This is a genomic window from Mobiluncus curtisii ATCC 43063, assembly GCF_000196535.1.
Classification (GTDB): Bacteria; Actinomycetota; Actinomycetes; order Actinomycetales; family Actinomycetaceae; genus Mobiluncus; species Mobiluncus curtisii.
The window spans coordinates 1385722-1411509 of record NC_014246.1; the positions used below are offsets into that span (position 1 = coordinate 1385722).

20 protein-coding genes, 2 tRNA genes and 1 other RNA gene are annotated in these 25788 nt (G+C 55.3%); 16 read left to right on the forward strand and 7 right to left on the reverse strand.

From position 1 onward, the window contains the following. Nucleotides 1–97: 97 nt before the first annotated feature. A complete protein-coding gene (locus HMPREF0573_RS05800) occupies nt 98–598 on the forward strand; it encodes a ribose-5-phosphate isomerase (protein WP_004007255.1) in 501 nt (166 codons plus the stop codon). Nucleotides 599–639: 41 nt separating this feature from the next. On the opposite strand, the gene HMPREF0573_RS05805 is transcribed toward HMPREF0573_RS05800, so the two are convergent. Then, nucleotides 640–3435, reverse strand: coding sequence for a DEAD/DEAH box helicase (locus tag HMPREF0573_RS05805; RefSeq protein WP_013189192.1), 2796 nt, complete (start codon nt 3433–3435; stop codon nt 640–642). Then, the gene (locus HMPREF0573_RS05810) at nt 3435–4217 is read right to left on the reverse strand and encodes a fumarylacetoacetate hydrolase family protein (protein ID WP_013189193.1); all 783 of its coding nucleotides are present in this window, start codon (nt 4215–4217) and stop codon (nt 3435–3437) included. The genes HMPREF0573_RS05805 and HMPREF0573_RS05810 overlap by 1 nt, the downstream gene beginning before the upstream one ends. Nucleotides 4218–4430: 213 nt before the next feature. Here HMPREF0573_RS05810 and gltX point away from each other — a divergent pair, with 213 nt between their 5' ends. From gltX to HMPREF0573_RS05835, 5 genes are all read left to right on the forward strand, one after another. Then, a complete protein-coding gene (gene gltX, locus HMPREF0573_RS05815) occupies nt 4431–5984 on the forward strand; it encodes a glutamate--tRNA ligase (protein ID WP_041797990.1) in 1554 nt (517 codons plus the stop codon). Nucleotides 5985–6096: 112 nt separating this feature from the next. Further along, nucleotides 6097–7722: a methyl-accepting chemotaxis protein gene (locus tag HMPREF0573_RS05820; protein ID WP_013189195.1), complete on the forward strand. Its 1626-nt coding sequence runs from the start codon at nt 6097–6099 to the stop codon at nt 7720–7722. A gap of 62 nt (nt 7723–7784) precedes the next feature. Next, nucleotides 7785–9470, forward strand: a complete 1686-nt coding sequence (locus HMPREF0573_RS05825; protein ID WP_004007250.1) for a methyl-accepting chemotaxis protein — start codon at nt 7785–7787, stop codon at nt 9468–9470. A gap of 63 nt (nt 9471–9533) precedes the next feature. Next, a tRNA-Gln gene (locus tag HMPREF0573_RS05830) sits at nt 9534–9604 on the forward strand. A gap of 1 nt (nt 9605) precedes the next feature. After that, nucleotides 9606–9678 (forward strand) — tRNA-Glu (locus HMPREF0573_RS05835). A 213-nt stretch (nt 9679–9891) separates the two neighbouring features. On the opposite strand, the gene HMPREF0573_RS05840 is transcribed toward HMPREF0573_RS05835, so the two are convergent. Further along, the gene (locus HMPREF0573_RS05840) at nt 9892–10620 is read right to left on the reverse strand and encodes an IclR family transcriptional regulator (protein ID WP_013189196.1); all 729 of its coding nucleotides are present in this window, start codon (nt 10618–10620) and stop codon (nt 9892–9894) included. Between the two features lie 144 nt (nt 10621–10764). Between HMPREF0573_RS05840 and leuC the strand changes: the two genes are divergently transcribed. The 7 genes from leuC (at nt 10765) to HMPREF0573_RS05875 (ending at nt 17769) form a co-directional block, all read left to right on the forward strand. Continuing rightward, nucleotides 10765–12165 (forward strand): 3-isopropylmalate dehydratase large subunit, encoded by a 1401-nt coding sequence (gene leuC / locus HMPREF0573_RS05845; protein ID WP_013189197.1) that lies wholly within the window; start codon nt 10765–10767, stop codon nt 12163–12165. A 26-nt stretch (nt 12166–12191) separates the two neighbouring features. Beyond that, nucleotides 12192–12830, forward strand: coding sequence for a 3-isopropylmalate dehydratase small subunit (gene leuD / locus HMPREF0573_RS05850; RefSeq protein ID WP_004009136.1), 639 nt, complete (start codon nt 12192–12194; stop codon nt 12828–12830). An 85-nt stretch (nt 12831–12915) separates the two neighbouring features. Then, entirely contained in the window at nt 12916–14235 is a 1320-nt protein-coding gene (murA, locus tag HMPREF0573_RS05855) for a UDP-N-acetylglucosamine 1-carboxyvinyltransferase (RefSeq protein ID WP_013189198.1), read from the forward strand. Then, nucleotides 14232–15062 carry a lysophospholipid acyltransferase family protein gene (locus HMPREF0573_RS05860; protein WP_013189199.1) on the forward strand — a complete coding sequence of 277 codons (831 nt, stop codon included), beginning with the start codon at nt 14232–14234 and terminating at the stop codon, nt 15060–15062. The genes murA and HMPREF0573_RS05860 overlap by 4 nt, the downstream gene beginning before the upstream one ends. 25 nt (nt 15063–15087) lie before the next feature. Further along, nucleotides 15088–15606: a DUF732 domain-containing protein gene (locus HMPREF0573_RS05865; RefSeq protein WP_013189200.1), complete on the forward strand. Its 519-nt coding sequence runs from the start codon at nt 15088–15090 to the stop codon at nt 15604–15606. Between the two features lie 42 nt (nt 15607–15648). After that, the gene (locus HMPREF0573_RS05870) at nt 15649–16776 is read left to right on the forward strand and encodes a D-alanine--D-alanine ligase family protein (RefSeq protein ID WP_004009140.1); all 1128 of its coding nucleotides are present in this window, start codon (nt 15649–15651) and stop codon (nt 16774–16776) included. Between the two features lie 84 nt (nt 16777–16860). After that, nucleotides 16861–17769, forward strand: coding sequence for an ATP-grasp domain-containing protein (locus tag HMPREF0573_RS05875; RefSeq protein ID WP_013189201.1), 909 nt, complete (start codon nt 16861–16863; stop codon nt 17767–17769). A 26-nt stretch (nt 17770–17795) separates the two neighbouring features. Here HMPREF0573_RS05875 and glpK read toward each other — a convergent pair whose 3' ends face one another. Genes glpK through glpA form a run of 4 tightly spaced genes read right to left on the reverse strand, consistent with a single transcriptional unit; the run spans nt 17796 to nt 23753 of the window. Beyond that, nucleotides 17796–19334 (reverse strand): glycerol kinase GlpK, encoded by a 1539-nt coding sequence (gene glpK, locus HMPREF0573_RS05880; RefSeq protein WP_013189202.1) that lies wholly within the window; start codon nt 19332–19334, stop codon nt 17796–17798. A 56-nt stretch (nt 19335–19390) separates the two neighbouring features. Further along, complete coding sequence (locus HMPREF0573_RS05885) at nt 19391–20710, reverse strand: anaerobic glycerol-3-phosphate dehydrogenase subunit C (protein ID WP_013189203.1); 1320 nt, start codon at nt 20708–20710, stop codon at nt 19391–19393. Next, nucleotides 20707–22011 (reverse strand): glycerol-3-phosphate dehydrogenase subunit GlpB, encoded by a 1305-nt coding sequence (glpB, locus tag HMPREF0573_RS05890; RefSeq protein WP_013189204.1) that lies wholly within the window; start codon nt 22009–22011, stop codon nt 20707–20709. Before glpB ends, HMPREF0573_RS05885 begins: the two co-directional genes overlap by 4 nt. Next, nucleotides 22008–23753, reverse strand: coding sequence for an anaerobic glycerol-3-phosphate dehydrogenase subunit GlpA (gene glpA, locus HMPREF0573_RS05895; RefSeq protein ID WP_013189205.1), 1746 nt, complete (start codon nt 23751–23753; stop codon nt 22008–22010). The genes glpB and glpA overlap by 4 nt, the downstream gene beginning before the upstream one ends. A 325-nt stretch (nt 23754–24078) precedes the next feature. Between glpA and ssrA the strand changes: the two genes are divergently transcribed. From ssrA to HMPREF0573_RS09560, 3 genes are all read left to right on the forward strand, one after another. Then, nucleotides 24079–24451, forward strand: a transfer-messenger RNA (tmRNA) gene (gene ssrA / locus HMPREF0573_RS09340). A gap of 493 nt (nt 24452–24944) precedes the next feature. Beyond that, a complete protein-coding gene (locus HMPREF0573_RS05900; RefSeq protein ID WP_146741549.1) occupies nt 24945–25472 on the forward strand; it encodes a hypothetical protein in 528 nt (175 codons plus the stop codon). Beyond that, entirely contained in the window at nt 25466–25753 is a 288-nt protein-coding gene (locus HMPREF0573_RS09560) for a hypothetical protein (protein WP_076388631.1), read from the forward strand. The genes HMPREF0573_RS05900 and HMPREF0573_RS09560 overlap by 7 nt, the downstream gene beginning before the upstream one ends. Nucleotides 25754–25788: the final 35 nt, after the last annotated feature.

Sequence of the window (25788 nt, forward strand, 5' to 3'; positions counted from 1 at the left end):
TTTTACCCGGAATTGCGGGAAATCTTTGGCGATTAGGGGGTTTGGCAGTGATTTGAGCTGTTTTAGGTGGCCTCCAAAGATTCTCGCTAGGATATAAATGTTCTTGGCTGTGCCCAGGCGGGCCAGATTCGACACGAAAGGAAAAGCTATGCGCGTACACATTGGTACCGACCACGCCGGATTCGAGTTGAAGCAGCATCTGGTTACTTGGCTGCGGGAACGCGGCTATGAAGTTGTTGACCACGGACCTGCCGCCTACGACCCTGATGACGACTACCCAGGCTTCTGCATTGCTTGTGCCCAAGGCGTGATAGCTGACGAAGGCTCTTTGGGTATCGTGTTGGGCGGCTCGGGCAACGGTGAACAAATCGCTGCTAACAAGGTAAAAGGTATCCGCGCGGCGCTGGTGTGGAACGAAGAAATCGCGAGTCTTGCCCGCCAGCATAACAATGCCAACGTGATTTCCTTGGGTGCCCGCCAACATTCGGTTGAGGACTGCGAACGTTTCGTGGAAGTGTTCCTGACTACGGACTTTTCCGATGAAGAACGCCACTCTCGGCGCATCGGTCAGCTCAGCGATTACGATAACCAGCGCTAGTTCGGTATTACCACGGCGCTAGTTCCGGGTTCGGTAGTCGTTCAGAGTCGTTCCCACAGTCCCAGCGGCAGCCAGATGGGATGAAATGCCTCGTTGGAGGCCTCCGGATCTACCAGTGCGTAAAAGCCAAAGTCTCGGTCGCCCTCTCCATCGACGATGGTTAACTCTGCCAGCCAGAGATTTTCCGGGATACCATTGGGTGAAATGCTCGCCTCCGCGGGCAGGTCAGCCTCGGTGGGATGGGTGATGATACGGAAGTTGCTCTGGTGACGTGCTTCCCCGACGGTTTCCATGAAGTCGTGGGCATCCCAATAGGCTCCCAACTGTCGATCCCAGCCAGCTTCGGTAATCGGAGGAATTTCTGCCAGTGGTCGAGACACGCCACCCTGAGTTGAGCGCAGTTTCGTCTCCATTGCACTGAGCCGCTCGAACTCATCCCCACCGAGCATATCCAGCCAGGGAAACAGTTCTCGGTGCAGCTCTGTGCCGAGTTTGGCGGGGTTGAGGCGGTAGTCAAAAGTTCCGTCGGGACGTTCGCCAAAAGCCCGTTCGGTTTCGTCCTGCCCGCTGGCGGAGGTGGTCCCGTCCAGATTTGCCGTTTTGCGCAGTTCCGGGTTTTCCAAGAATTTCCATTCATCCAGCAGGGATGAGTCGACTCTGTCGATAGTATCGTTGAGCCAATCGAGAACTTCGATGAACCGTTCGGTTTTCAACGGTTCGGGCACGATTTGGGTCAGCGCGCGCCACGCGTCTGACAGGTAGCGCAGCAGTACGCCTTCGGAAAACTCAATCTTTAAGCTGGTTTCAAAAGCTTGGAATGTTTGGCCCGTTTCTACCATCTCGCGGATGACGGATTTCGGGGAGATGAAATATCCGCGCGCCCACGGGTTCGCTTTCACGTAGGTTGCAAACGCGGCTTCAAGTTCCTGGCATAAGGGCTTTGGGTAAGTCGTCTTTTCCAAGGCAGCTTGCCGTTCGTCATAGTCCGCCCCGCTTGCTTTCAGTTCCGAAAATACCCGGTCTTTGGCGGCGCGTTCCTGGGCGCGCAAGATAGCGTTGGGGTTGTCCAAAACGGACTCCACCACGGAAATAACATCGAGGGTGTCTCCGAAAGCACTCTCGACAGCGGGCGTATCCGCGCTGGAGGAGCCTGTGCGGCATGTAAACGCCTGCAAATAATCCAGAGCAAACGGCGCCAAGTCTTGATTCAGGGCGAAAGTCTCGGGTAAATCCGCGGTTAAAGTCCAGTTTCCGTGCTGCGGATGCCCCTCACCGCCAGCGGAGCCAGAACCTGATTCGCTGCTGTCTCCGTGCACAGGCTGTCTCTCAGAAATGACCCCGGAATCCTCTAGGGATTCCAGGACGTGCTGCAGCGTGTCTGCAAAACGATTGCGGTCCTTTGCGGGTCCGGTGGCGCGAAGCACGTTGTGGTTGCGGTACGCCAAAGCGTTGAGGTTTTCCGCCTGGTCGCCGGGTCTTTGCAGGGTATTCAGCACCATTGCGTGCGTGATTTTCCACCGTGGCACCATCGCTTCCGGGGAGCTTTGTGCCAGACGGTGGAACGTTCCTTCCGTCCAGGAAGTACGCCCTTCCGGGGCTTTCTTTTTCTTGATTTTCTCAAGTTGTTTCGCATTCCCATCCGCTCGAGCGAGCGCGATAGCGTTGTCGATTTCCCACTCCGGGGCTTGTGCCACCACGTATCCCACGGTGTCAAACCCGGCGCGACCTGCCCGCCCGGCAATCTGGTGGAACTCACGAGAATTCAGGTGACGCTCCTTGTTTCCGTCAAACTTCACCAGGGAGGTCATGACGACAGTGCGGATGGGGACGTTGATACCGACCCCGAGGGTGTCGGTCCCCGAGATGACGCGCAAGAGCCCGGCCTGAGCGAGTTTTTCGACGAGCCGGCGGTAGCGGGGCAGCATTCCCGCGTGGTGGATTCCGATACCTTTTAACAGCAGTGGTTTTAATGTCTTTCCAAACGAGGAATGAAACCGCACGGTGTTCACCTGGTCTTTGAGCCGGGTGGCGGTGTCGGAATCCAGTCCCAGGCGCAAATCTAGGCTGGCGATTCGCTCGGCTTCTTCCACTGCGGCGCGTTGACTGGGGTGCACCACGTAAGCCGGTAGCCGGTCCTGATTAGCTAGCCCCTGCAGGATTTTTTCCAGTGGCTCAGCCGCGTAAGACATCTCCAGTGGCACGGGGCGTTTGGCAGAATCGAGAACCGCGACCTCGCGCCCGGTGACTTCCCGCAGATTCTTTGCAAACCACGTGGTATCTCCCAAAGTGGCGCTCATCAGCACAAACCGAGTTTTCGTCAGAGTCAGCAGGGGAGCCTGCCACGCCCAGCCCCGCTCCGGGTCAGCATAGTAGTGAAACTCGTCCATCACCACGGTATCGACGTTGAGGTCGTCTCCCCAGCGCAGCGCCTGATTCGCGAGGATTTCCGCTGTGGCGCAAATAATTGGCGCATCGGCGTTGACTGAGCCATCGCCCGTGACCATACCCACGTTAGCGGCACCAAACAGGTCCACCAGGTCAAAAAACTTCTCGCTGACCAGTGCTTTTAAAGGTGCGGTGTAATAGGAAACACCGCCTCTGGCTAGTGACCACAAAATCGCAGCCACCCCAATCAGGGACTTTCCTGAGCCGGTGGGTGTGGGAGCGATGAGGTGCTTATCCTCCAAAATCAGGCGCTCGGCAGCCTCCTGCTGGTGAGGATACAGGGGACGACCAGTGGACTCTGCCCATTCCTGAAACGCGAGCAAGACCTCCACAGGGTCCGTGAGCGCGCCGCGATCCTCCAGATCGTCCAGCAGTTGATTGAGGGCCTCCATCAGCGGCGCACCGGGTTGCTCAGCTGTCCCAAGCCCTCGATTTCGCAGGTCACAGTGCAGCCCGCAGTGAGCGGACCGACCCCGGCAGGGGTGCCGGTGAGGATAACGTCGCCGGGCAGCAGGGTCATGGCTTGGGAAATGTACGTCACCAGTTCGCCCACCGGGTGCATCATATTGGCAGTCGTGTCGTCTTGGCGGACCTCGCCGTCGACTTCGCTGCGGATGCGCAGATTTTGTACGTCGAGGTCAGGGTTCACGGTAATCCAGGGTCCCAGCGGACAAGCGGTGTCAAAGCCTTTGGCGCGGGTCCACTGTTTGTCGGCTTTCTGGGCGTCGCGAGCGGAGACGTCATTACCGATGGTGTAGCCAAACACATAGTCTTTCCAGTGCTTGGGGTCAATGTCTTTCGCGACGTGCTTGATGACCACACCGAGCTCGACTTCATGATCGACATGGTTGGACCACTTCGGCAGGACGATAGGCGCGCCGGGACCAATCACCGAGGTGTTGGGTTTGATGAACAGGATCGGGGCATCAGGCACGACCGAACCGAATTCGCGGATATGTTCCAGGTAGTTTTTCCCCACGCACACGACTTTCGAGGCGGGAATGACCGGGGCGACCAGGCGCACGTCCTCTAACTGCAGAATCTGACCGGTTGGAGTGATTTTGTCGGGACTGTACAGGGGATTTTCCGCCAGAACCGTAATCCGATCGGAGTCGTCCTCCATCACACCAAAACCGTAGGTATCGTCGCCTTTATCAAAACGTATAACTCGCATGAGGGTAGTTTATCAATCGCGGAACGCGGCTGATACTTGCCTTGAGCGTAAATAAACAGTGGGATTTGGGCAGTAGCTGCCAATAATGGCAGCTACTGCCCAAATCCCACCCTATAATCCACACATGCCTCGAAAGTCACCAAACAGTAACCGTCAAAATACTCGGAACCGAGATTTGGTGTTGCTCTGAAACAAGCATTGACACAGGGATATATGATTGATTCTGTGATGAATACTGATTTGCCTGAAGTCTCTGCAATCCCTGTGCCGCCTGCGGACGGACCGAAGACCCGCGTGCGGTTCTGTCCTTCTCCGACCGGCACCCCCCATGTCGGCATGGTGCGCACCTGCCTGTTCAACTGGGCTTATGCGCGTTCTCAAGGGGGGACCTTCGTGTTCCGCATTGAGGACACCGACTCGGCGCGGGACTCCGAAGAATCCTTCAATCAGATTCTGGAATCCTTGGACTGGCTGGGATTGGATTGGGACGAAGGCATCAATGTGGGCGGTCCGCATGGTCCCTACCGTCAATCAGAGCGTATGGATATATATCGCGAAGTGGCTGGTCAACTGCTAGAGGCTGGCTTTGCTTACGAATCTTTCTCGACGCCCGAAGAAGTGGAGGCACGCCACCGGGAACGCGGTGAGGACCCGAAGCTTGGCTACGACGGCTTCGACCGCGACCTTACCGCTGCCCAGCGCGAGGCTTATCTCAAGGAAGGTCGTAAACCTGTGCTGCGACTGCGGATGCCGGACGAGGATATTACCTTCACTGACCTGGTGCGTGGCGACATTACCTTTAAGGCTGGTTCAGTACCCGACTACGTCATCGTACGCGCCAATGGAGAGCCACTTTACACCCTGGTGAACCCTATCGACGATGCGCTGATGGAGATTACTCACGTCCTGCGTGGTGAGGATTTGCTGTCTTCCACGCCACGTCAAATTGTGCTTTATCGAGCGCTTTATGCACTCGGAGTGGCGAAATTCATGCCTTATTTTGGGCACTTGCCGTACGTCATGGGAGAGGGAAACAAGAAGCTTTCCAAGCGAGACCCGGAATCGAACCTGCTGCTGCACAAACAGCACGGCATCATTCCCGAGGGCTTGGTCAACTATCTGGCGCTACTGGGCTGGTCTTACGCTGCGGACAACGATATTTTCAGCCGTGAACAAATGGCTCAGGCTTTTGACATCCGCGCGGTCAACCCGAATCCGGCGCGCTTTGACATTAAGAAATGCAACGCGATTAATGCCGAGCACATTCGCCTGCTGGATGCTGCCGATTTCACCCGTCGGACGGTGCCTTTCTTGGCGGAAGCGGGTGTGGTCGAGGCTACGGAATATGATTCCCTGACCCCGGAGCAGCGTGCTGTGCTGGATCAGGCAGCCCCCCTGGCGCAAACCCGTGTCCAGCAGCTAGACCAACTTCCCGCACTGATTGGATTCCTGTTCCGGGATGATGTGGAATACGACGAAAGGGCTGTCGCTAAACTGAAAGGTGAGCCTGTTGCGATTCTGCAGGCAGCCGCGCAGGCATTGGAAACTGCCGGCGCACCTGCCTTTGCTGATGCGGAGACGATTCACGAGGTCTTGAACACGGCTCTCATTGACGGCTTGGGTGTCAAGCCGCGCGTGGCTTTCGCACCGCTGTTCGTGGCAATAACCGGGACTAACGTATCTATTCCAGTTTTTGATTCCATGTGTATTTTGGGGAATGAAGAAACCCTGCGAAGGATCAAAAAATTTACCGATTTCTTAAGTTAACTTTCCTTACAGGCGGAGTTTTTTTCTTGGTAAATCTCTAAAAGCCCTAATTTTCACTAATATTTTAATATACTTAACTCCGATAGTCTGGCACTATCCGATTGGCACAAATGTGAATAATCAGGAGTTACAAGTGAAAACAAAGAAGCTTTCTGTCTCGATGAAGACCCATATCATAGCACTGCTCGCAGCGGTGCTGTTGGGTCTGATGCTCATCTATATGATCATATCGCTGCAGGCATACCGGGGGATATTCCAAACTGAAGTTGCTAGTTTCGATGAAGTAGAAATGGTGGAAGACGCCAGGATTAACTGGTCTAACCTCCGTTCCCAAGACATTATGCTGCTCACTCAGCTGCAGTCTGGAAAGATTGATAACTTGAGCGGTTCTGGCGATGCTATCAACGAGGTCAATGAACTGCTGGGGAAAGTTAATGATCGTCTCAGCGAAATGGAAAAAGCCTCTTTTAGCAGTGAGCAAAAAGCCCTGCTTGCGGATATGCATGGCGCAGTGGAAAACTATACCGCTGCTTGGGGTGAATTCACTGGAAACGCATCCGGGAATAAAGCTAAAGCTCTGCAGGCTGCGCACGTCTTTGCGCAGTTCCAGGAAGAAAACGGTTTCACTTTTGCGGACAAGTCCCGCGCTCTGTTGGACACTTACGAAGCCGAAAGTGAGGCTTCCGCGCGGGCGCAGGCGACTACCGAAAGCACCACCGTCGTTGTTTCCATCATTATTCTCGCCATTGGGGCCGCGTTAGTATTCATGCTGGTTCGTATGCTGGTAGCTCCTATGATTAAGTCTGTTCACGCTCTTTCTGCGGGGATGGAAAAACTGACGCAAGGCGACTTTACAGCCGAGGTGCAGCGTTACAGCAGCGATGAGGTCGGCGATATGGGCGACCACTTCAACGATGCTATGAGCGGTTTGCGTCAAAGCCTCACCGTAACCATAGGGACGGCTGAGAATGTTGGCAAGATTACCGAAGGCATTGGGGAAGGCTCGCGCGGCGCGGTGGCTGCGACTCAGAAGGCTACTGACTACATCAACAGCGGAGCGGCAGCGGCAGAGCAGGTTTCTCGCTCCATTCAAACCGTAGCCGCCGGTGCGGAGGAAATGAGCGTCTCTATCAAAGAGATTTCTTCTAACGCCAACGCGGCTGCCGGAGTCGCCAAGGAAGCCTCGGAAGTCGCCCAGCAAACGAATGAAACCGTGGCTAAGCTGGGGGAGTCCTCCCGCGAGGTTGGTGAGGTTATCGAGACGATTACGGCGGTAGCGGAACAGACGAACCTGCTGGCTCTGAACGCCACTATTGAGGCCGCACGAGCGGGAGACGCCGGACGAGGCTTTGCCGTGGTCGCTAGCGAGGTCAAGGACTTGGCGGCAGAAACGGGGCGAGCCACTGAGGAAGTCGCCGTGAAGGTCGAGCAGATTCAGACAGATACTCAGGCCGCGGTAGCCGCCATCGAAGAAATCTCTAACATCATCGCCTCCATCAATGATTACCAGACCACTATTGCGGCGGCGGTTGAGGAACAGACCGCTACGACCAACGAAATGAGCCGGTCGGTTTCGGAGGCTGCTGACGGTTCCACCACCATCGCGGAAAATGTTGCGGATATCGCACGCAACACCAACAATTTGGCGGAACGGTTCGCTGATGTGGATCAAAAGATGGGCGTACTGGCTACAGAGTCACACGACCTGGTGACCCGACTCAATGAGTTCAAGTACTAGGGAGGACGACTGTGACTACGGATTTAGAAAGTACAGTGAGCGCGAATACTGGAGAAAAGAAAATGAGTGATGCGGCGGTTAAGAAAGCAGATAAAGCGCGGGTTAACGCCAAAGGAAAGAAAATGCCGCGACTGCCTCTGGCAGTCCAAATTGGTGCCATCGGTGCATCCGGTGTCGCTGGTCTGTTGGTGATGCTGCTGATTTTCGTGGTGGGGGTGCGCTTCTATGGCAACTCCACGCAAGCCTTTGTAGCTGAACAGGCTCAAGTCGAGTCAGCTCAAGCGTTGCACTATGACATTACGCGTTTGATTGCCTCGGGACGCGAGCTCAAACAGATCGGCGCGTCCCAGACCATCAGTCCCGAAGCGCGCGAGGGCTTGATGAAGGCGACTACCGAGGACATTAAGCACTTCACGGAGCTGACGAATCAGAGAATGGAGGAAATGTCAAAGATTGACGATCAGACTATCGCGCCGCTGGTGGCTCAGGCCACAGATGTGACGAAGAAGTTTACAGCTAAGGCCAACCAGATGAACGAACTGGTCAACCAGGGCAAGGGCGAAGAAGCCGCGGCTATTGATGCGCGGGACTTGGTTAATCAACTCAACGACCTGGTCCCGCAGATTGTCAACGCTTTGAAATCCAAGATGGATGACGCTAACGAACAGTCCGAGACGATGGCGACTGCTGTTTTGATTATTATGGCAGTCGTTTACCTGGTGGTGCTGACTATTGCGCTGCTGATTGGGGTATTTGTGCGCCGTATCTTGCGTAAGACCGTGGCTAATACCGGCGATTCTATCGAGTCTCTGTCTAAGGGCGACATGACGGATGAAGCCGAGATTCTGATGAATGATGAACTCGGCGACATAGCGATGAAGCTCAATGAGAGTTTGGCAAATCTGCGTCAGATTGTCGGTTCTGCCGCCGCGACGGCTCAAAAGGTCAATTCGGTGGCGAAAGCAGTCGGAGACGGTATCGACGAGGGGCACAAGGAAACTGAGGAAGTCATCGCCCAGACTCAGGTGGTGGCTGGCGCTGCCGGGGATGTGACCCAGTCCATTCAGACTGTGGCTGCCGGTGCGGAAGAAATGGGTGCCTCGATTCGAGAAATTTCTTCCAACGCTAACGAAGCTGCCAGGGTGGCTGGAGAGGCTACCGAAGTGGCGCAGCGGACCAGTGAAACAGTTTCTAAGCTGGGGGTCTCCTCACGTGAGATTGGGGACGTGGTAAACACCATTACTGCCATCGCTGAGCAGACCAACTTGCTGGCTTTGAACGCCACTATTGAGGCGGCACGTGCCGGTGATGCCGGCAAAGGCTTTGCAGTGGTAGCGGGTGAGGTTAAGGATTTGGCTCAGGAAACTGGTAAAGCCACCGATGACATCACCGCCAAGATTACGGCTATTCAGGCGGATACGGATGGAGCGGTGGCAGCAATCGAAAAGATTTCTGACATCATCAATCAGATCAACAATTACCAGACCACTATCGCAGCAGCCGTGGAAGAACAGACTGCCACGACCAACGAAATGAGCCGTTCTGTAGCGGAAGCGGCGACCGGTTCGGCTTCTATTGCGGAAACCATTTCTCAGTACCAGCAGATTGCCCAGGAAGCCGGCAAGGGTGTGGAAACCCTCCAGCACGCTTCGGACGAACTGGTGGAAGCCTCGCAAGGAATGTATGACAGCATCTCGTCGTTGGTCTATGAAAAGAAAGGCAAATCTGACGACTTGCCAAATGCCTAGCTATTAGGGTAACCTTGACACTCGGTGCGGAAAGCTCGTCAGAGTTTTTTGTATCGAGTGTTATGGGGTATGGTGTAACGGCAGCACTAGTGATTCTGGTTCACTCAGTCTAGGTTCGAATCCTGGTACCCCAGCGCCCCCATCGTCTAGCGGCCTAGGACATCGCCCTCTCACGGCGGTAACACCGGTTCAAATCCGGTTGGGGGTACAGCCTTGAAAAAGGTCTGCAAACTGAATATGTGTTTCCAAACTGCGCGGTTTCCGCGCAGTTTTTGGTTATACTCCTCCGTCCAATCCCGCCGCTGTAACGTGGAAACCGATTGAAACTATTAAACCTGCGCAGGCGTATCGTCTTTGAATAGACAGAAGATAATTCAGTGTTGCAAAGACGTCTACATGTATTTTGGGTGGATTAACCGGGTTATTCCTCGTCGCGGCGCAGGAATTCGCTCAAGCGGTTGGCGGCGGCGACAACGGCGGTGCCGTGGGCACGACCGGGCTGGCGTCCCAAGCGCTCGATAGGTCCCGAGACAGACACGGCAGCAACCACGCGACCGGTCGCACCGCGTACCGGGGCAGACACGGAGGCGACGCCGGGCTCGCGTTCTCCCACCGATTGTGCCCAGCCGCGCCGACGCACTTCTGAAAGCATAGTGGCGTTGAACGCCGCTCCCCGCAGCCCGCGGTGCAGGCGTTCCGGCTCCTCCCACGCGAGCAAAATCTGGGCAGCTGATCCAGCCTGCATAGTCAGGGTGGCTCCCACCGGAATCGAGTCGCGCAAACCGATGGGTCGTTCGGCGGCAGCCACACAAATCCGTTGGTCGCCTTGGCGTCGATACAGTTGGCAGGACTCGTGAGTGTGGTCCCGCAGGGCAGCCAGCACCGGTGCGGCGACGCTCAAAAGTCTGTCGTCCCCGGCTGCTCCTGCCAGTTCCGCTAGACGGGGACCCAGGGTAAAGCGACCTTGGATATCGCGGGTCAAGAAGCGATGATGCTCCAAAGCGACCGCCAGTCGATAAATCGTGGGTCTCGCCAGATGTGTAGTGTCTACCAGTTGCGCTAGGGTCGCGGGACCGGCCTCTAACGTTGAAAGAATCAGTACAGCTTTGTCGAGTACCCCTACACCGGAATTTGCGCTAGACTTGTCCATACCTTGATATTGCCATCTCACATTGTGAAATGCAAGTTGGCTGGTAATGCCGGGTACATATTGGTAACAAGAGGAAAACCAGCGGGACCTCCGCGCCGTCCCCAACGGGCGAACGGTTCGAGCTGCGCGACGAAAAGAGGCAAAATGGGTGAGACGCTTGCGCAAAAAGTATGGCGCGACCACGTGGTGAAAAAAGGTGAAAATGGAGCACCGGACTTGCTCTATATTGACCTGCAGTTGTGCCATGAAGTGACCAGTCCACAAGCATTTGACGGGCTGCGTCAAGCCGGACGTAAGGTGCGCCGCCCCGAACTGACGCTCGCGACCGAGGATCACAACACTCCAACACAAGATATCGACCGTCCCATCGCCGACCCCACTTCCGCGCTGCAACTTGAAACCTTGCGGAAAAATGCCACGGAGTTCGGAGTCCGTCTGCACTCTCTGGGAGACGCTGACCAGGGCATCGTCCACGTGGTTGGTCCACAGCTGGGGCTGACTCAGCCGGGAATGACCATCGTCTGCGGCGACTCGCACACGTCTACCCACGGGGCTTTTGGGGCGCTCGCCTTCGGGATTGGCACCTCGGAAGTCGAGCATGTGTTAGCGACCCAAACCTTGCCCCTAGCGCCTTTTAAGACCATGGCAATCAATGTTTCCGGGCATTTGAAACCGGGTGTGACCTCGAAAGACCTGATTCTGGCGATTATTGCGAAGATTGGCACTAACGGTGGGCAAGGTTACGTCCTGGAATACCGCGGTTCCGCCATCGAGGATTTATCGATGGAAGCGCGGATGACGATTTGCAATATGTCTATCGAAGCCGGGGCGCGTGCCGGCATGATTGCGCCGGACGGCACGACTTTTGCCTACCTGAAGGGTCGCCCGCACGCCCCCGCGGGAGCTGACTGGGATGCTGCAGTAGCGTACTGGCGAACTCTGCCGAGCGACGCCGACGCGGTCTACGATGCGGAAATCGAGATTGATGCCGACGCCCTGGAGCCGTTTGTGACTTGGGGGACGAACCCCGGAATGGGGGTAGCGTTGAGCGGGGAAGTGCCCGACCCTGCCACTCTGAGCGATGAAACCGCACGCCTGACTGCGGAGAAAGCCCTGGCTTACATGGATTTGCGGCCGGGCACAAAAATGCGTGACGTGAAAGTGGACACGGTATTTATCGGCTCGTGCACGAACGGGCGTTTGGAGGATTTGCGTGCCGCTGCCGAGGTCGTGAAGGGTCGTCACAAGAGCCCGGACGTGCGGGTGCTGGTGGTGCCGGGGTCGGCGCGAGTGCGGCTGCAGGCAGAACGGGAAGGTCTGGATCAAATTTTCCGCGATTTCGGTGCCGAGTGGCGCAACGCGGGGTGTTCCATGTGCTTGGCAATGAACCCGGACAAACTCGTACCCGGTGAGCGCTCAGCTTCGACATCCAACCGCAACTTCGAGGGACGGCAGGGCAAAGGCGGGCGCACCCACCTGGTGAGTCCGCTGGTGGCTGCCGCTACCGCGATTCGTGGCACGCTCAGTGCCCCCAACGACCTATAGAAACAGCCTGGAAACGAGGGAAACAAATGGAAAAGTTTACGAAGCATACCGGTGTGGGAGTTCCGCTGCAGGTCACGAACGTGGACACCGACCAAATCATTCCGGCGGTTTATTTGAAGCGTGTGACAAAGACCGGGTTTGATGATGCGCTGTTTGCCGCCTGGCGCACTGACCCGAAGTTTGTGCTGAACCAAGAGGCTTACCGACCGGGAACCGTGCTCGTGGCAGGCAAGGACTTTGGCACCGGATCCAGCCGTGAGCACGCGGTCTGGGCGCTGCGCGATTACGGTTTCAAAGTCATCCTCTCGCCGAAATTTGCTGATATTTTCCGCGGCAATGCCGGGAAACAAGGTTTGGTGACCGGGGTCATCAGCCAAGATGACTGCGACCGGCTTTGGGAGCTTCTGCAAGCGCGTCCGGGGGCGGAAGTCTGCGTAGATTTAGAGGCACGTACCGCCAGCGTCGGGGATTTCACCTGCAGTTTTGCCATAGATGATTACACGCGCTGGCGTCTAATGGAAGGTCTGGACGATATTTCGCTAACCCTGCGCGATGAGGAGACCATCGCTGCCTATGAAGCGCGCCGTCCGTCATTTAAACCTCAGACCCTGCCGGCGAAACACCTGCCGCCACAGCCGGTTCAGTCTGCTCGCCCCGTGAACTAGGCGCCGGACGCGGCGCCCCTAACACGGGGTGCGAGCGTCACGGGGTAAAATAGGGGGACCCTATTGAGTTGACGGAAGGAAGCCGATGTCGGTTTTGCAGGTGAATGGCGGGCGACCGCTGCAGGGCGAGATAACCGTGCGGGGAGCCAAGAACCTGGTCCCCAAAGCTATGGTGGCCTCGTTACTTTCCCCGGAAACATCCCAGCTGGCGTCGGTGCCGGACATTCGTGACGTCGAAGTGGTCACGAAACTGCTGAACTTGCACGGGGTCGAGGTCGATTTCGACAAAACCGAGGGTGTGCTGACGATGAATCCCGCCCAAGTCGTCGCGGCTTCTGTGCATGACATTGATCGGCACGCCGGTTCGTCGCGTATCCCCATTTTGCTGTGCGGACCGCTGCTGCATCGGCTGGGCGAGGCGATTATTCCTAATCTGGGCGGCTGCAATATCGGCGGGCGGCCCATTGATTTTCATCTGAATACGTTGCGGGCTTTCGGGGCAGAAGTAGAGAAACTCCCTAATGGCATTCACCTCTCCGCCCCCAACGGGTTGGAGGGTACGAAAGTCGAGTTGCCCTACCCGAGCGTGGGAGCTACCGAACAAACCTTGCTGACCGCGGTACGGGCAAGGGGCATCACTGAGCTGCGCGGGGCAGCGGTAGAGCCCGAAATCATGGATTTGGTCGCCATCCTGCAAAAGATGGGTGCAATTATTTCCGTGGACACCGACCGGGTCATCCGTATCGAGGGAGTTGATGAGCTGCGCGGATTTACCCATACCGCCCTGCCGGATCGGATTGAGGCGGCTTCCTGGGCCTCCGCGGCGCTGGTGACTGGGGGAGATATCACGGTCAAGGGTGCCCGCCAGGCTGACATGATGACGTTCCTTAACACGTTTCGCAAGGTTGGCGGGGATTTCGACATTACAGAGGATTCGATTCGGTTCCGTCACGGTACCCGGGGCGATTTGAAATCGATTGTGCTGGAAACTAATGTCCATCCCGGTTTCATGACTGACTGGCAGCAGCCTCTGGTGGTGGCGCTTACGCAGGCTCAGGGTTTGTCGATTGTGCACGAGACAGTGTATGAAAATCGTTTCGGTTTCACCGAGGCGCTGCGTCGGATGGGGGCGCATATTCAGGTCTATCGCGAGTGCTTGGGCGGACTGCAGTGTCGTTTCGGGGCGCGGAACTTTTACCATTCCGCGGTCATCTCGGGACCGACCCCGTTGCATGGCACAGATATCGAGGTTCCGGATTTGCGTGGCGGTTTCTCGCACCTGATTGCAGCTTTGGCGGCGCAAGGTGTATCGAATGTTTCCGGAGTGGACATCATCAATCGTGGCTATGAAAACTTTATGAACAAGCTCAGGGCGTTGGACGCCCAGGTGGAGCTGCACTCATGACGAAATATTCTGGTTCTGACCGCACCAGGCTGGTCGCGCAGTTTTCCCGTCCTTTTCGGTTGAACCGGGCGGGTCGTCCCGCGATGGGGTGGGTGTATTTTTGGGCTTCGCTGCCGGTGCGCGGGGTGCTGATAGCGCTGATGAAGCGGCACTATACGGGGGTGGAACACCTGCCTGAGAGCGGTGGTTTCATCGCTGTGTCCAACCATGTTACGGAAATCGACTCGGTCACGTTCGCGCAATTCTTGGTGGCTAATCACTATTCCCCGCGCATGTTGGTGAAAGAAGAAATGATGCACTGGCCGGTAGTGGGTTTTTGTGCCCGACACTCCCGGATGATTCCGGTGTTCCGGGAGACTTCCCATGCGGCGGATTCCTTGATTGCCGCCAAAGCTGCCCTGAAAGTGGGAGAGTGCGTGGGAATGTTTCCGGAAGGTACCCTCACTCGTGACCCCGACTTGTGGCCGATGAAAGGTCATACCGGCGCGGCTCGTTTGGCGTTGGAAACTCGCGTCCCGGTCGTGCCCGTCGCCCAGTGGGGTTCGCATAAGACCTTGGCGCCTTATGGAAAACTGCACTGGCCACCTCGTGGTCGGGTGTCGCTGGTGGCAGGTCCTCCCGTCGACTTGAGTGACCTCTACGGGAAACATGACGAGCACGAGGCCGTTACTGAGGCGACCCGGCGGATTATGGCAGACCTGACGGGACTGTTGCGGAGTCTGCGACCCGGTGAAGAACCTCCCGCGAAAGTCTGGGATATGAAGGTTGACGGCGACCGCTACGGACGTAAGAAAAACCGCGCTAAGAGCGGGAAAAAATCGCGCTAGACCTGACCTTGCTAAACATCCGGAGATGAAAGGGGGGCGAGTGTTGCGAGATTCCGAAGATGACGCCGACGAGGCTAAAATCTGGGACCGGAAAATGAAAAAAACCATGATTGGGGCTTTCGTTTTCTTTGCTGCCGGATTGCTGCTGGCGTGGGAATTTGGTCATCTCAACGGCAACCATCCAGAGCAGCGCTCCGCCGATGTTTCCGCTCGGGAACAGACCTATTGGAAACAGATTACTTTCCTGAACCCCGGTTTCCCACCCGAACTGCGCAAAGAGGTCACAAAAATGGGGTGGCGGGCGTGCGGAAAGCTGGAATCCGGTTGGAATCCGACCCAGGTGTTGGCGTTTATCTCCGAAAGCGACAGCGGCTTTGACTCCGACAAGCTGCCGATGCCCGCAACGCAGGTGCAATTCTGGATCGGGGTCGAGCAATCCGCGGCGATGTCCCTGTGTCCCAAACAGGAATCTAAATTGGACGGCTGGCTGGAAAACTTTGCCCCCAAACCGGCTCCCACGCCTACCGTCACTGAGCCAGCCTAGAGAAATTCAAGAAAATCCACTGAAAGGACTAAAGTTTTACCCATGAGTAAAGGCGAACAAAAGACCAGGGTAGCGGTTATTTTTGGCGGACGCAGCGGGGAACACTCGATTTCTTGCGCCACCGCAGCGGGAGTACTCGACCATATCGACCGCACACGTTTTGAACCGGTACCGATTGGAATCACTAAGGCCGGAGCGTGGGTGTTGATGCCCGATGAGTCCGATTCGCTGCGTCTGCAGGATGGTCAGGGCGCTGAAATTGAGGATAACGGGACTTTTGTGGCGCTGGTGCCACAAAACCAGCATCTATTCTTTTGGGATTCCCGCACCCCCAGCTCTCCCATTAAGGACCTGGGGCGCATTGACGTGGTGATGCCACTGTTGCACGGACCTTATGGGGAAGACGGGACCATTCAGGGTCTGTGTGAGATGGTTGGCGTGCCCTATACCGGGTGCGGGGTGGGAGCCTCCTCCAACGGCATGGACAAGGGGTGTGCGAAAGTCCTCTTGGAGCACGGGGGAATTCCGGTGGGGCGCTACCACGTCATCAGCGATTTCGATTGGCGTCACCGTGCGGACGAAGTCCCGACCCCGATTTTGTCTTGGGGGTTGCCGGTCTTTGTGAAGCCGGCACGTGCCGGGTCTTCCCTGGGGGTCACCAGGGTGGACTCGTGGCAGGACTTTGAGTCTGCGGTCGTCGCGGCACGCCGTCATGACCCGAAAGTTATCGTGGAAGCCGCGGTGCAGGGCGCTCGTGAAATTGAGTGTGCCGTGTTGGAAGGTCGTGCCGGAGGAGCCCCCCGAACCACTCCACCGGGGGAGGTCGTGATGGTTTCCACCCCTGGAATGTACGATTTCCAATCCAAGTATTTCGCGAATGAGGCGGTGCAGCTGCAGATTCCCGCCCAGATTCCCGCCGGGGTTGCGGCGCAAATTCAGAGCTACGCCCGCCAGGCTTTCCAGATTCTGGGTGGCGAGGGGCTGAGTCGAGTGGACTTTTTCTATGTGCCTGATACCGGGGAAATTATCCTCAACGAAGTCAACACTATGCCCGGCATGACGCCCTATTCCCTATATCCGGGAATGTGGGAGAACGTCGGGCTGTCCTACACAGACCTGGTTACCGAACTCATCGAGCTGGCTTTGGCTCATCCGCAAGGGTTGCGGTGAGCCGCGGTCCAGTTATTGTCCCGCCCGGAGGGGACCCGTCAACCAAAACTACAGATAGAATGAATGTAAATCGAAAGGACAACGATGTCAGACAATAAAGTCATTTTGGTAATGAGCTCCGAGACCCCCCACGGGTTGGAAGGCGACCAGCACTTATGCGATGCCCTGCGTGACCACGGTATCGAACCCGTCTTGCGCAATTGGGACGACCCCAGCGTGGACTGGTCAGAAGGTCGTTTCGCCGTGTTGCGTTCGACCCCGAACTATTCGCACTGCCATGAGGACTTCCTGAAGTGGGCGCATTCCGTACCAAAGTTGCTGAACAGCCCAGAAATCCTGGAATGGAACATAGATAAACATTATCTGCGTGAGCTGGAAAAGCTGGGAATGCCCATCATCCCGACCATTTGGCTGGAACCTGAACAGAACTTGACTAAACACCAGGTACACTCTCGGTTTCCCGCCTTTGGTGACTTCGTGGTGAAGCCGACCATCTCTAGCGGGGGGCGCGGGGTGGGGCGCTACACTTCGACCTCTGCCGATTCCCGACGCGAAGCTATCGAACATGCTATGGACCTGCTGGCGAGTGGTTCGGGTGTGATGATTCAACGCTACTTGGAGCAAGTCGATACGCAAGGCGAAGTCTCCCTGGTGTACTACAACGGGGTCATTTCTCACACCGTACAAAAGACGGCTATGTTGCACGCCGCCTGCGATGGTCCCGAACCGGAACAAATTGTCACCGCTCGTTATCCCAGTCAGGAAGAATGGGGATGGGGCGAACGGGTGCGCCGTTATGTCCACGACTACATTAAGCAGACCTCAGAGCACGATACTCAAGTACTTTATGGTCGTGTTGACCTGGTAGCAGACGGCAAAGGCTCCTACTATGTCATGGAAATATCGCTGGTAGAAGGCAACCTGTATCTGGAATCAACGAGCGAAGCCGTGGACAACTTCGTGGACGCCATCGTCCAGCGTTACTACTGGTAAGCGATTCTTTCGGTAGCCGTCGAGGTTTACCGAGCGTCCTCGTCAACCCAGTCAAAAGTCCGGGTCACGGCTTTCTTCCACAAGCGCAGGGTGCGGTCTCGTTCTGTCGGGTCCATAGTGGGGTTCCACCGGTAATGTTCCTGCCAGTTATTGGTGACGTCCGCGGTACCACTCCAAAAGCCGACGGCGATACCGGCGGCGTAGGCTGCTCCGAGAGCCGTCGTTTCGGCGACTGTGGGCAACACCACCGGTACGCCCAAAATATCGGACTGAAACTGCATCAGCAGGTTGTTTGCCGTCATCCCGCCGTCAACGCGCAACTCGCCGAGGCACACGTGAGAATCTGACTCCATCGCGTCCAAGACTTCCCTGGTTTGGAATGCAGTGGCTTCCAGGGCGGCGCGTGCTAGGTGTGCTTTCGTGTTATAGCGAGTCATGCCGACAATCGTCCCGCGAGCATCTCCCTTCCAGTAAGGCGCGAACAGCCCGGAAAATGCCGGCACGAAATAGACTCCGCCGTTGTCTTTCACGGAAGAAGCCAAATCTTCCACGTCATCGGAGGCCTCGATAATGTTCAGATTGTCCCGCAGCCATTGAATCAGCGAGCCGGTCACGGCGATGGATCCCTCCAACGCATAAACGGTCGACTCATTGCCAATCTTGTAGCAAACCGTGGTAATCATGCCGTTTTCCGAGGGCATCGGGGTGGTGCCGGTATTCATCAGCATGAAACAACCGGTTCCGTAGGTATTCTTTGCCATTCCCGGCTCGAAACATGCCTGACCAAAGGTTGCGGCCTGCTGATCCCCCAAATCTCCGGCGACCGGCACCCCTGCCAGCAAACCATCCTGGCGACACTGACCGTAAACTTCTGACGAGGAACGAATCTCGGGCAACATGCTCAAGGGAATCCCGGCCTCATGACAAATGTCCTCACGCCACTGCAAAGTGTGAAGGTCCATCAGCATGGTGCGCGAAGCATTGGTCACGTCGGTGACGTGCAGACCGCCGTTAATGCCTCCGGTCATGTTCCAGATGACCCAGGTGTCCGGGTTGCCGAACAGCAACTCGCCTCGTTCGGCACGCTCCCGCGCTTCGGGCACATTTTCCAAAATCCACATAATTTTCGTGATAGACGCATAGGTGGACAGGGTTTCGCCCACTATCGGACGCCACCGATCCGGTCCACCGTTTGCTGCCAACCGATCCACCAGGTCTTGGGAACGAGTATCCTGCCACACAATCGCGTTATAGATGGGCTGACCGGTGTTTTTGTCCCACACAATCGTGGTTTCGCGCTGGTTGGTGATGCCCAGGGCAGCGATGTCGTGGTGGTTGAGCTCCATTCCAGTTTGTTTCGTGGCGTTAGCCAGGGCACGCCCCACGACTTCCCGCACGTTGAACCAGATTTCGGAAGCATCGTGTTCGACCCAACCGGGAGATGGAAAAATCTGTTCATGCTCCATCTGACCGACCGAAACTATGCGACCGTAGTGGTCAAAAATAATGGCCCGAGACGAAGTCGTGCCCTGGTCAATCGCCATCACATATTTTTTCTGAGACATCGTTGTCTTCCTTTCATATTGTTTTTTCGTCAGACTGAGGCGTTTTGGGGGAGCATTCAGGGAGAACCGTTTGCGCCCTGACTCGTCAATCCCAGTGCACGTGCGAGAATCTCGATGGGGTGAACGACTTCGGCACCGGTGCCTTTCCGGATTTGCCAGCGGCACGTCTCGGTGTCGCAAGCCGCGAGGTGGGGATTGACGGCTTTAATTTTTGCAAATAACGGCTTACCGATGGCTTGCGCCACGGCGAATTTTTCTTTTTTCAGACCGTAGGTTCCGGCGATACCGCAGCAGGGCTGTCCAGATTCCACCACGTGCACACCGGGAATGGTTTCCAGCATCTGTATCGCAGGTTTGCCGATGCCCTGGGATTTCACTTGGCAGGGCTGGTGATAGGTCAGAGTCAGATTCAGCGGTCGCAAGTCTGCTTCCGGGAATTCTCCCTCGTCCATCAGGTGCGCGATGAATTCGGAAGTTTCAAACAGGTGCGCGCCCACGTCTTGTAACACGGCATCGTTTAGTCCCATGATTTCGCGGGCTTCGTGGCGCAGCATTCCCGCGCAAGATCCGGAAGAAGAAACAATTTGCAGGTGTTTCCCGGCGCGCTGCAGCTGGCGTGCCAGCTGCAAGACGCTGCGCGAAGCCTCATTGAACAGTCCGTTGGACTGCGATGCCAGCCCGCAGCAACCCTGTTTCGGGACGATGACGCGATAACCCAGGTATTCCAACACCTCGACTGTCGCGATGGAAGTTGACACTTCAAAGTACGCTCCGGCGCAACCATGGAAGAACACGATAGGACCGCGATGCCACCGGGCTTCAGCAGGCAGGTACCTGGTTGACTGGGTACGATGCGGGACATAGGGGCCGCCATAGACCGCCTTTTCATGTTTCCTCCACCAGGTCAAGAAGCTGGTGGATTGAGCGACCGGGGTGGGTGCGTCGGCATGAACCCCAATGAGGGCTTGCACAAGCTTGCGAATCGGGCGGTTCCCTAGTGCAGCGTTCGCGAGGGGGGCCAGCGGGGTTAGCAGTTTGCCTTCCAGTTCCGTTTGGGTAATCAGGCGGTCGCGTACAGGCATGTGATCAGCTTTCATGACGGCACGAGCCTGGGCGTTGAGCTCGGCAATTTTCACCCCCTGTGGGCAGACGGTGGTGCAGATGGAACAGCCGGAACAGTAATCGAGGGACTTATCCACTGACTGCCCCTTGCGGAACCGTTCCGCTTGCGGACCCACGAACTTGGGTCCGGAAAAGTTCGGAGTAACCCGCAGGACTGGGCATTGCGTTTCGCAGATGGTGCATTTCAGGCACTGATCCAGAGAAGTACGCGCTAAGTTCGCTTTGGCGTAGTCGAGTGCAGTGTGGTGCGTCATGAATGGCTCCTCTCAAGGGACGCCAAGGCTTGCACAGCTGCCCAGGCACTGCCTAAAGCGAGACCTTCCCCGGACAGCTCCCGCCATGGAGCACAGACTCCCAGCATTTCTCCCAGGCAAAACACATTTTCGTAAAGCCGGTGCCCGGACTCGTCAACGGGACGCATCGTGGCGTCGACTGCTACTCCTGACATCAGAATTCTCTCGAGTTCCTGGCGATTTATTCGGTCAATCTGATGAATGGAATTGATATAGCCGGTAGCCTCTGGCTCGGGGGTGAATACGGGGAGATTAAAGACCTTTTCTTGGATATTTAAGTGTGAGTCTCGTTCAAAGTTGCCCGATGTCAGTCCACCCGCCGCGTCCAAAACCGCGTCAATGTTGACTTCGTCCACGCCCCCGGCGCGTGCGATCCGCAGCGCGGACACGGTACCGTTCTGACTGGCTGCCGACAAAACCTCGCAGTTGGTGTGGATGTCCACCCGAGCCTCGCGGCAGCTGTTTACCAGGATGTCGTAGGCGCGCCGACCTAAGATTGACGGGGGAACGGTGGGAACTTCAGCGACCGGCGCGTGAACCAGGGCTTGAAATTCGCGAAAAGTTTGCGGGTTCAATCCCAGCAGAGCAGGAATGAGGATTGTTTCCCCGCTGTGGACCGTGTTATTCAGCAGGGTCGCAAATTTTCGACGCTGTTTAGCGGCTCGCTGCGGGTCTAGGTCAGAGATGTCCAAGTTTCGGGCATAGTCTGTGGCAGTGACATCGGCTTCATTTCCGCGACCGCTGAAGTCCAGGGTCACGGCGCGGGCGGAAAGCGAGAACCGCTCAGCACGATTGAGGTTGTCTGCGATGAGCGTCGCGGGAAAGTCTTTGAACTGTTTTAATCCTATTACCAGCAGTTTCATCTGGTCGCGCAGAGCTCCTGCGGCGCAGGTTTGGGGCACCAAGTAAGTAGGTCGGACGGAACCGAGGGCAGAAGCTAAGAACGTGTTTGCGTTTGCGGTGTTGGCAGGAGCCCAAAAATCGGGCAGAGCTTGACGATACCACTCCATCCCGGCGCGCAAGTGCGCTGTCCCGATTTGGTAATAGGGATGGTCGTCTGGCAGATTTGTAACGGCTTGGTAGGGGTTGTCAACGATTGGGTTGGGGTCATTCGGGAGGTAACCCAATAGGTCACCGGTACCAGCAGAAAGCGCCATTCCGCCGATACCTTTAGTGTATACCGTAACTAGGTATCCTTTTTCTCGAGCCATGAGTGCGGCGCTTAAACCCGCCAGACCGGCACCGATTACTGCGATTTTCATCGGGCACCTCCTGTCGGTTCGGTATGACCCGTGCCGTGATTCAAAGCCAGGTCGCCAGTGGCTCGACTAGACTCCGGGGTGGGACCGGGCAGATGTTCCAAGTCTAAGGTTCCCATAATCCACCTCTGCAGAGCCATTTCGCGCGCCAATGCTCCGTAGAGAATCGGAGTGATTCCCCCTAGGCGGTTGGACAGGAACAGGTTCAGCATGGTGGTGCTGACGTCAGCACGCAGTGCCGCGGGGCAGTCGGTGGCGGTAGGAGTAACGGTATTGGAAGTGGGGGAATCTGGGGGAGCTACCACCGCAGAAGCGGGCGGCGTCGGAAGATTCTGCAAGCGAAAATCGTGGATAATGCCCGCGGTGCGTGCCCCGCAAAAACTGCCTTGGCAAGGTCCCATACCGATGCGCAGATGGCGGCGTAAATCGTCGATATTAGCCAAAGGATTTTCAGCCAGGGTCTCCAAAATCATCCGCTGGTTGACTAATTCGCATTCACAAATAATGGGGTCGTCGTGGCGGTCTGTTTCGCGGGCTTGCAGCCGGTCAGACAGGCGACTGAAACGGCGCGCTTGAGCGGAGGGGACTGGCTCTTGGGCAGTGGTGCAGACTCGATTATCGCCCAGTTGGTGACACATAATGTTGACGACTTTTTCCGCCATTAGGCGGTAAGTCGTGAGTTTGCCACCCGCGATGGTCAGGAAACCGCGGATACCGTCGCGTTCCTGATGGTCGAGAATGGCCATGCCCCGCGTCATGTGCCGGGTGTCACTAGCGCTGACGCGACTATCACGCAGCAGCGGGCGAGCGCCCGCCCAGACGTGCAGGGCACGAGCTTGACGCAAACCGGGAACTAGCTGCTCACCCTTGTCGAGCATTTGTTGGACTTCTTCCGGCTTTATGTCCAGGAAATCTGGTTTAGCCGCCGGCTGGTCGGTGGTGCCAATGATGCAGATTGGGTGAGCCGGCACCAAGATGTCGCCGTCGCCAGAGAGGGCGCAACGGTTGATGACATGGTGTACCAAGCGTTGATTGAAACCAATCATAATACCTCGACCAGGTATAATTTCTATATTATCGGCACCTGCCAGTTTAGCAATCTGACCAGCCCAGGGACCCGCGGCGTTAATTATGAAGCCACAATCAACGTGAACCTCCGCGCCCGTCTTTTCGTTTCGAGCTGACACCGCGCAGACTGCACCGTCTTTAACCACGATTGCTTGGACTCGATGGTACGGTAAAATTTTTGCCCCGTATTCCTTGGCGGATTCCAGGGCTCCCCAGATGAGTTTCCATCCGTCAACTGCGCCATCATTGACCCGGAAAGCGCGTTTAATCTGTGGATTGAGTCGCGGTTCCATCTTAAAAGCGGTGCTGAGTGGGATTTCTTCGCAGGTTACCCCTGCTTTGAGGGCGGCTGGTAGGAAACGGTCTGCATAGTCTTCGGGGTCGTCGGGGGTCAGCACGAACATACCACCGACGTCTTCCAGCGCATCAGCATTGATACGTCGCAAAATAGCATTTTCATCGGCGCATTGAGTCGCAGATTCGGGGTCCGAGATGACGTAGCGTCCACCCGAGTGCAGTAGTCCGTGATAGCGGGCAGACGTTCCTTGCCCTATATCGGCTCGTTCCAACAGAATGACATCGTAGCCGCGCATTGCGGCATCGCGAGCCACCCCAGCGCCGGTAGCGCCACCCCCGATAACAACGAGGTCAGCGTGCAGGCGGGTGACGGAACTCATGGTAAAAGCCTAGCTGATGCAGACGGCACTGGGGGCATTTCGCGCTGGTGGCGCCGCCTGACCGGGGTTTCTTGGTGGAGTTCGTTTCACGAGTGACCGATTTTAGAGTGTGCAGGCAGAATTTTTCCTGATTGCAAATTGTGTATGTGCAGATAGGGGCATTTTGCCGGTGGCAATAGGAGAATTCTGGGAAGTGAAATCGGTCGTTCGTGCACATACAGAGAATCGTGGCAGCATATATGCGCCGGGTGTGCCGACCGATGGACAGAATTCCGGGCTGGGGATACAATGGGATACTTGCCTTTTGCATAGATAACTGAATAGCGGGGGTGATCGGTTTCGACGGTCGGTAGTGTCTTGAGAGAAGCGGGTCGAGGAGGTGTCCTCATCTCGTAAACGACGGATACGAAACAATAAGTGCTGAACGTAACAGTACTGAATCCTTCGCCTTGGCTGCTTAACCCAAGGGAACTGATTCCGTCAGCCCGCAGTTGCTCTAGCTGCGGATTCTGGCGTCGTTTTTAGAGCCACTGGAATCGCCTGGGTTACTTAGGTTGATTCGAGATTTTTAGGTAACTTTAGCCCGATGTAGCCCGGTCTGTGGGCGGCATGGGGTCGAGAATCTAATACAGACTGCACCCGGAGAAGAAGCAAGTATTCCCGATCGGACGGGGGTTCAATTCCCCCCACCTCCACTACGAGCACACTGAATTGATACAATTGCGCAAAACTAGGGTTTTGCGCAAAGGTGCGCGCAAAATTTGAAAACGCGCGCAAAATCTAAAAGTCCTGCTCACAAGCATAAAAATAGGGCTGACTACCTGAACGGTGGTCAGCCCTTTTGTTTTGCGTGGCTCTAATAGCTATCTGCTGGAACCTCTATTTGGGGCTAATACCTAAATTTGGGGATATTTTGGGTTAATACCCAAATGGGCATTAGCCCAATAGAAAGCCAGCAACCGAAATGATCGGTGCTGGCTTTTGGGTTTTGAGCTTTGCTGCTATTGCTCTGGTGTGCTGGGTCTCGTGTCATAATAATGGCAGAGGTAAATAGTTCAGTTAGATCAAAGGTTTTGAAGCTTCTACCAAAGTTAAAAACCGAAGAACTGGAAAGAGAGAATGATGAAAAGTATAATAACAAAATATATAACTTTTTGCTTATGCGATAAGCATAATAAAGCTAGGTTATCGATGTATTTGCCGATGCAATATTCTTTAGCTGATATACTACATATTATAAGTGAATATACAGATTATAAAAACAAATTTAGTTGGAATATCCATAATCCTTATAGAAAAGAATTAGTTATAAAAAATGCTATGGAAAAAGATGAGCTGGATCATATTTCATTTGCACAATTTAGAGACACAACACCGGGGATTGTTATAACATATGGCTCAACTTGTATATTAGTTGAATCTCGTAAAACGAAAAAAAGTAGCAAAGTGTATCCATTTGAAATTAAAGCAAGCGGAAACTTCCCAAATGAAGAAAGGGTTTCAAAAAAAGAATTATCAGAAAAATTTTTGTACGATTATAATAAATTGCATAATCTTATTTTAGACGTGAGTTCAGAAACATTCTGTAGAGATGATGACGGCTTTAATGATTTTCAGTTAGCTATCGTAACATATTTTAAAAATAAATATTATCTTTCAGATGAAATAATAGACGGTTTTTTCGGAAAAGAAAATGAATTGAAAATGCTAAAATGGTAGAGCAGAAATTTCCTTTTTATGATGAGCCAAATACAGTAGCTATTTTATGTAGTCATGTAATAAATATAGATGAACCAATTTTATTTGTATCACATGATGAAGATGATGGCATGTGGCAATTCTTATGCGGAAAAACACACGAAGCAGAGGACGCTAAACTAGTTTCTTTACAGTCTGTATTTGAGTTAGATAATTCGATAGGAACTTTGGCAGAAATGCCTTGTGGATGTTGCGCAACAAGGAAAAATCAAGAGGCTAAATGGATAATCAGAGAACTTTAAATCCCAGTTTGTCTAACTGAATAATAAATTGTTCT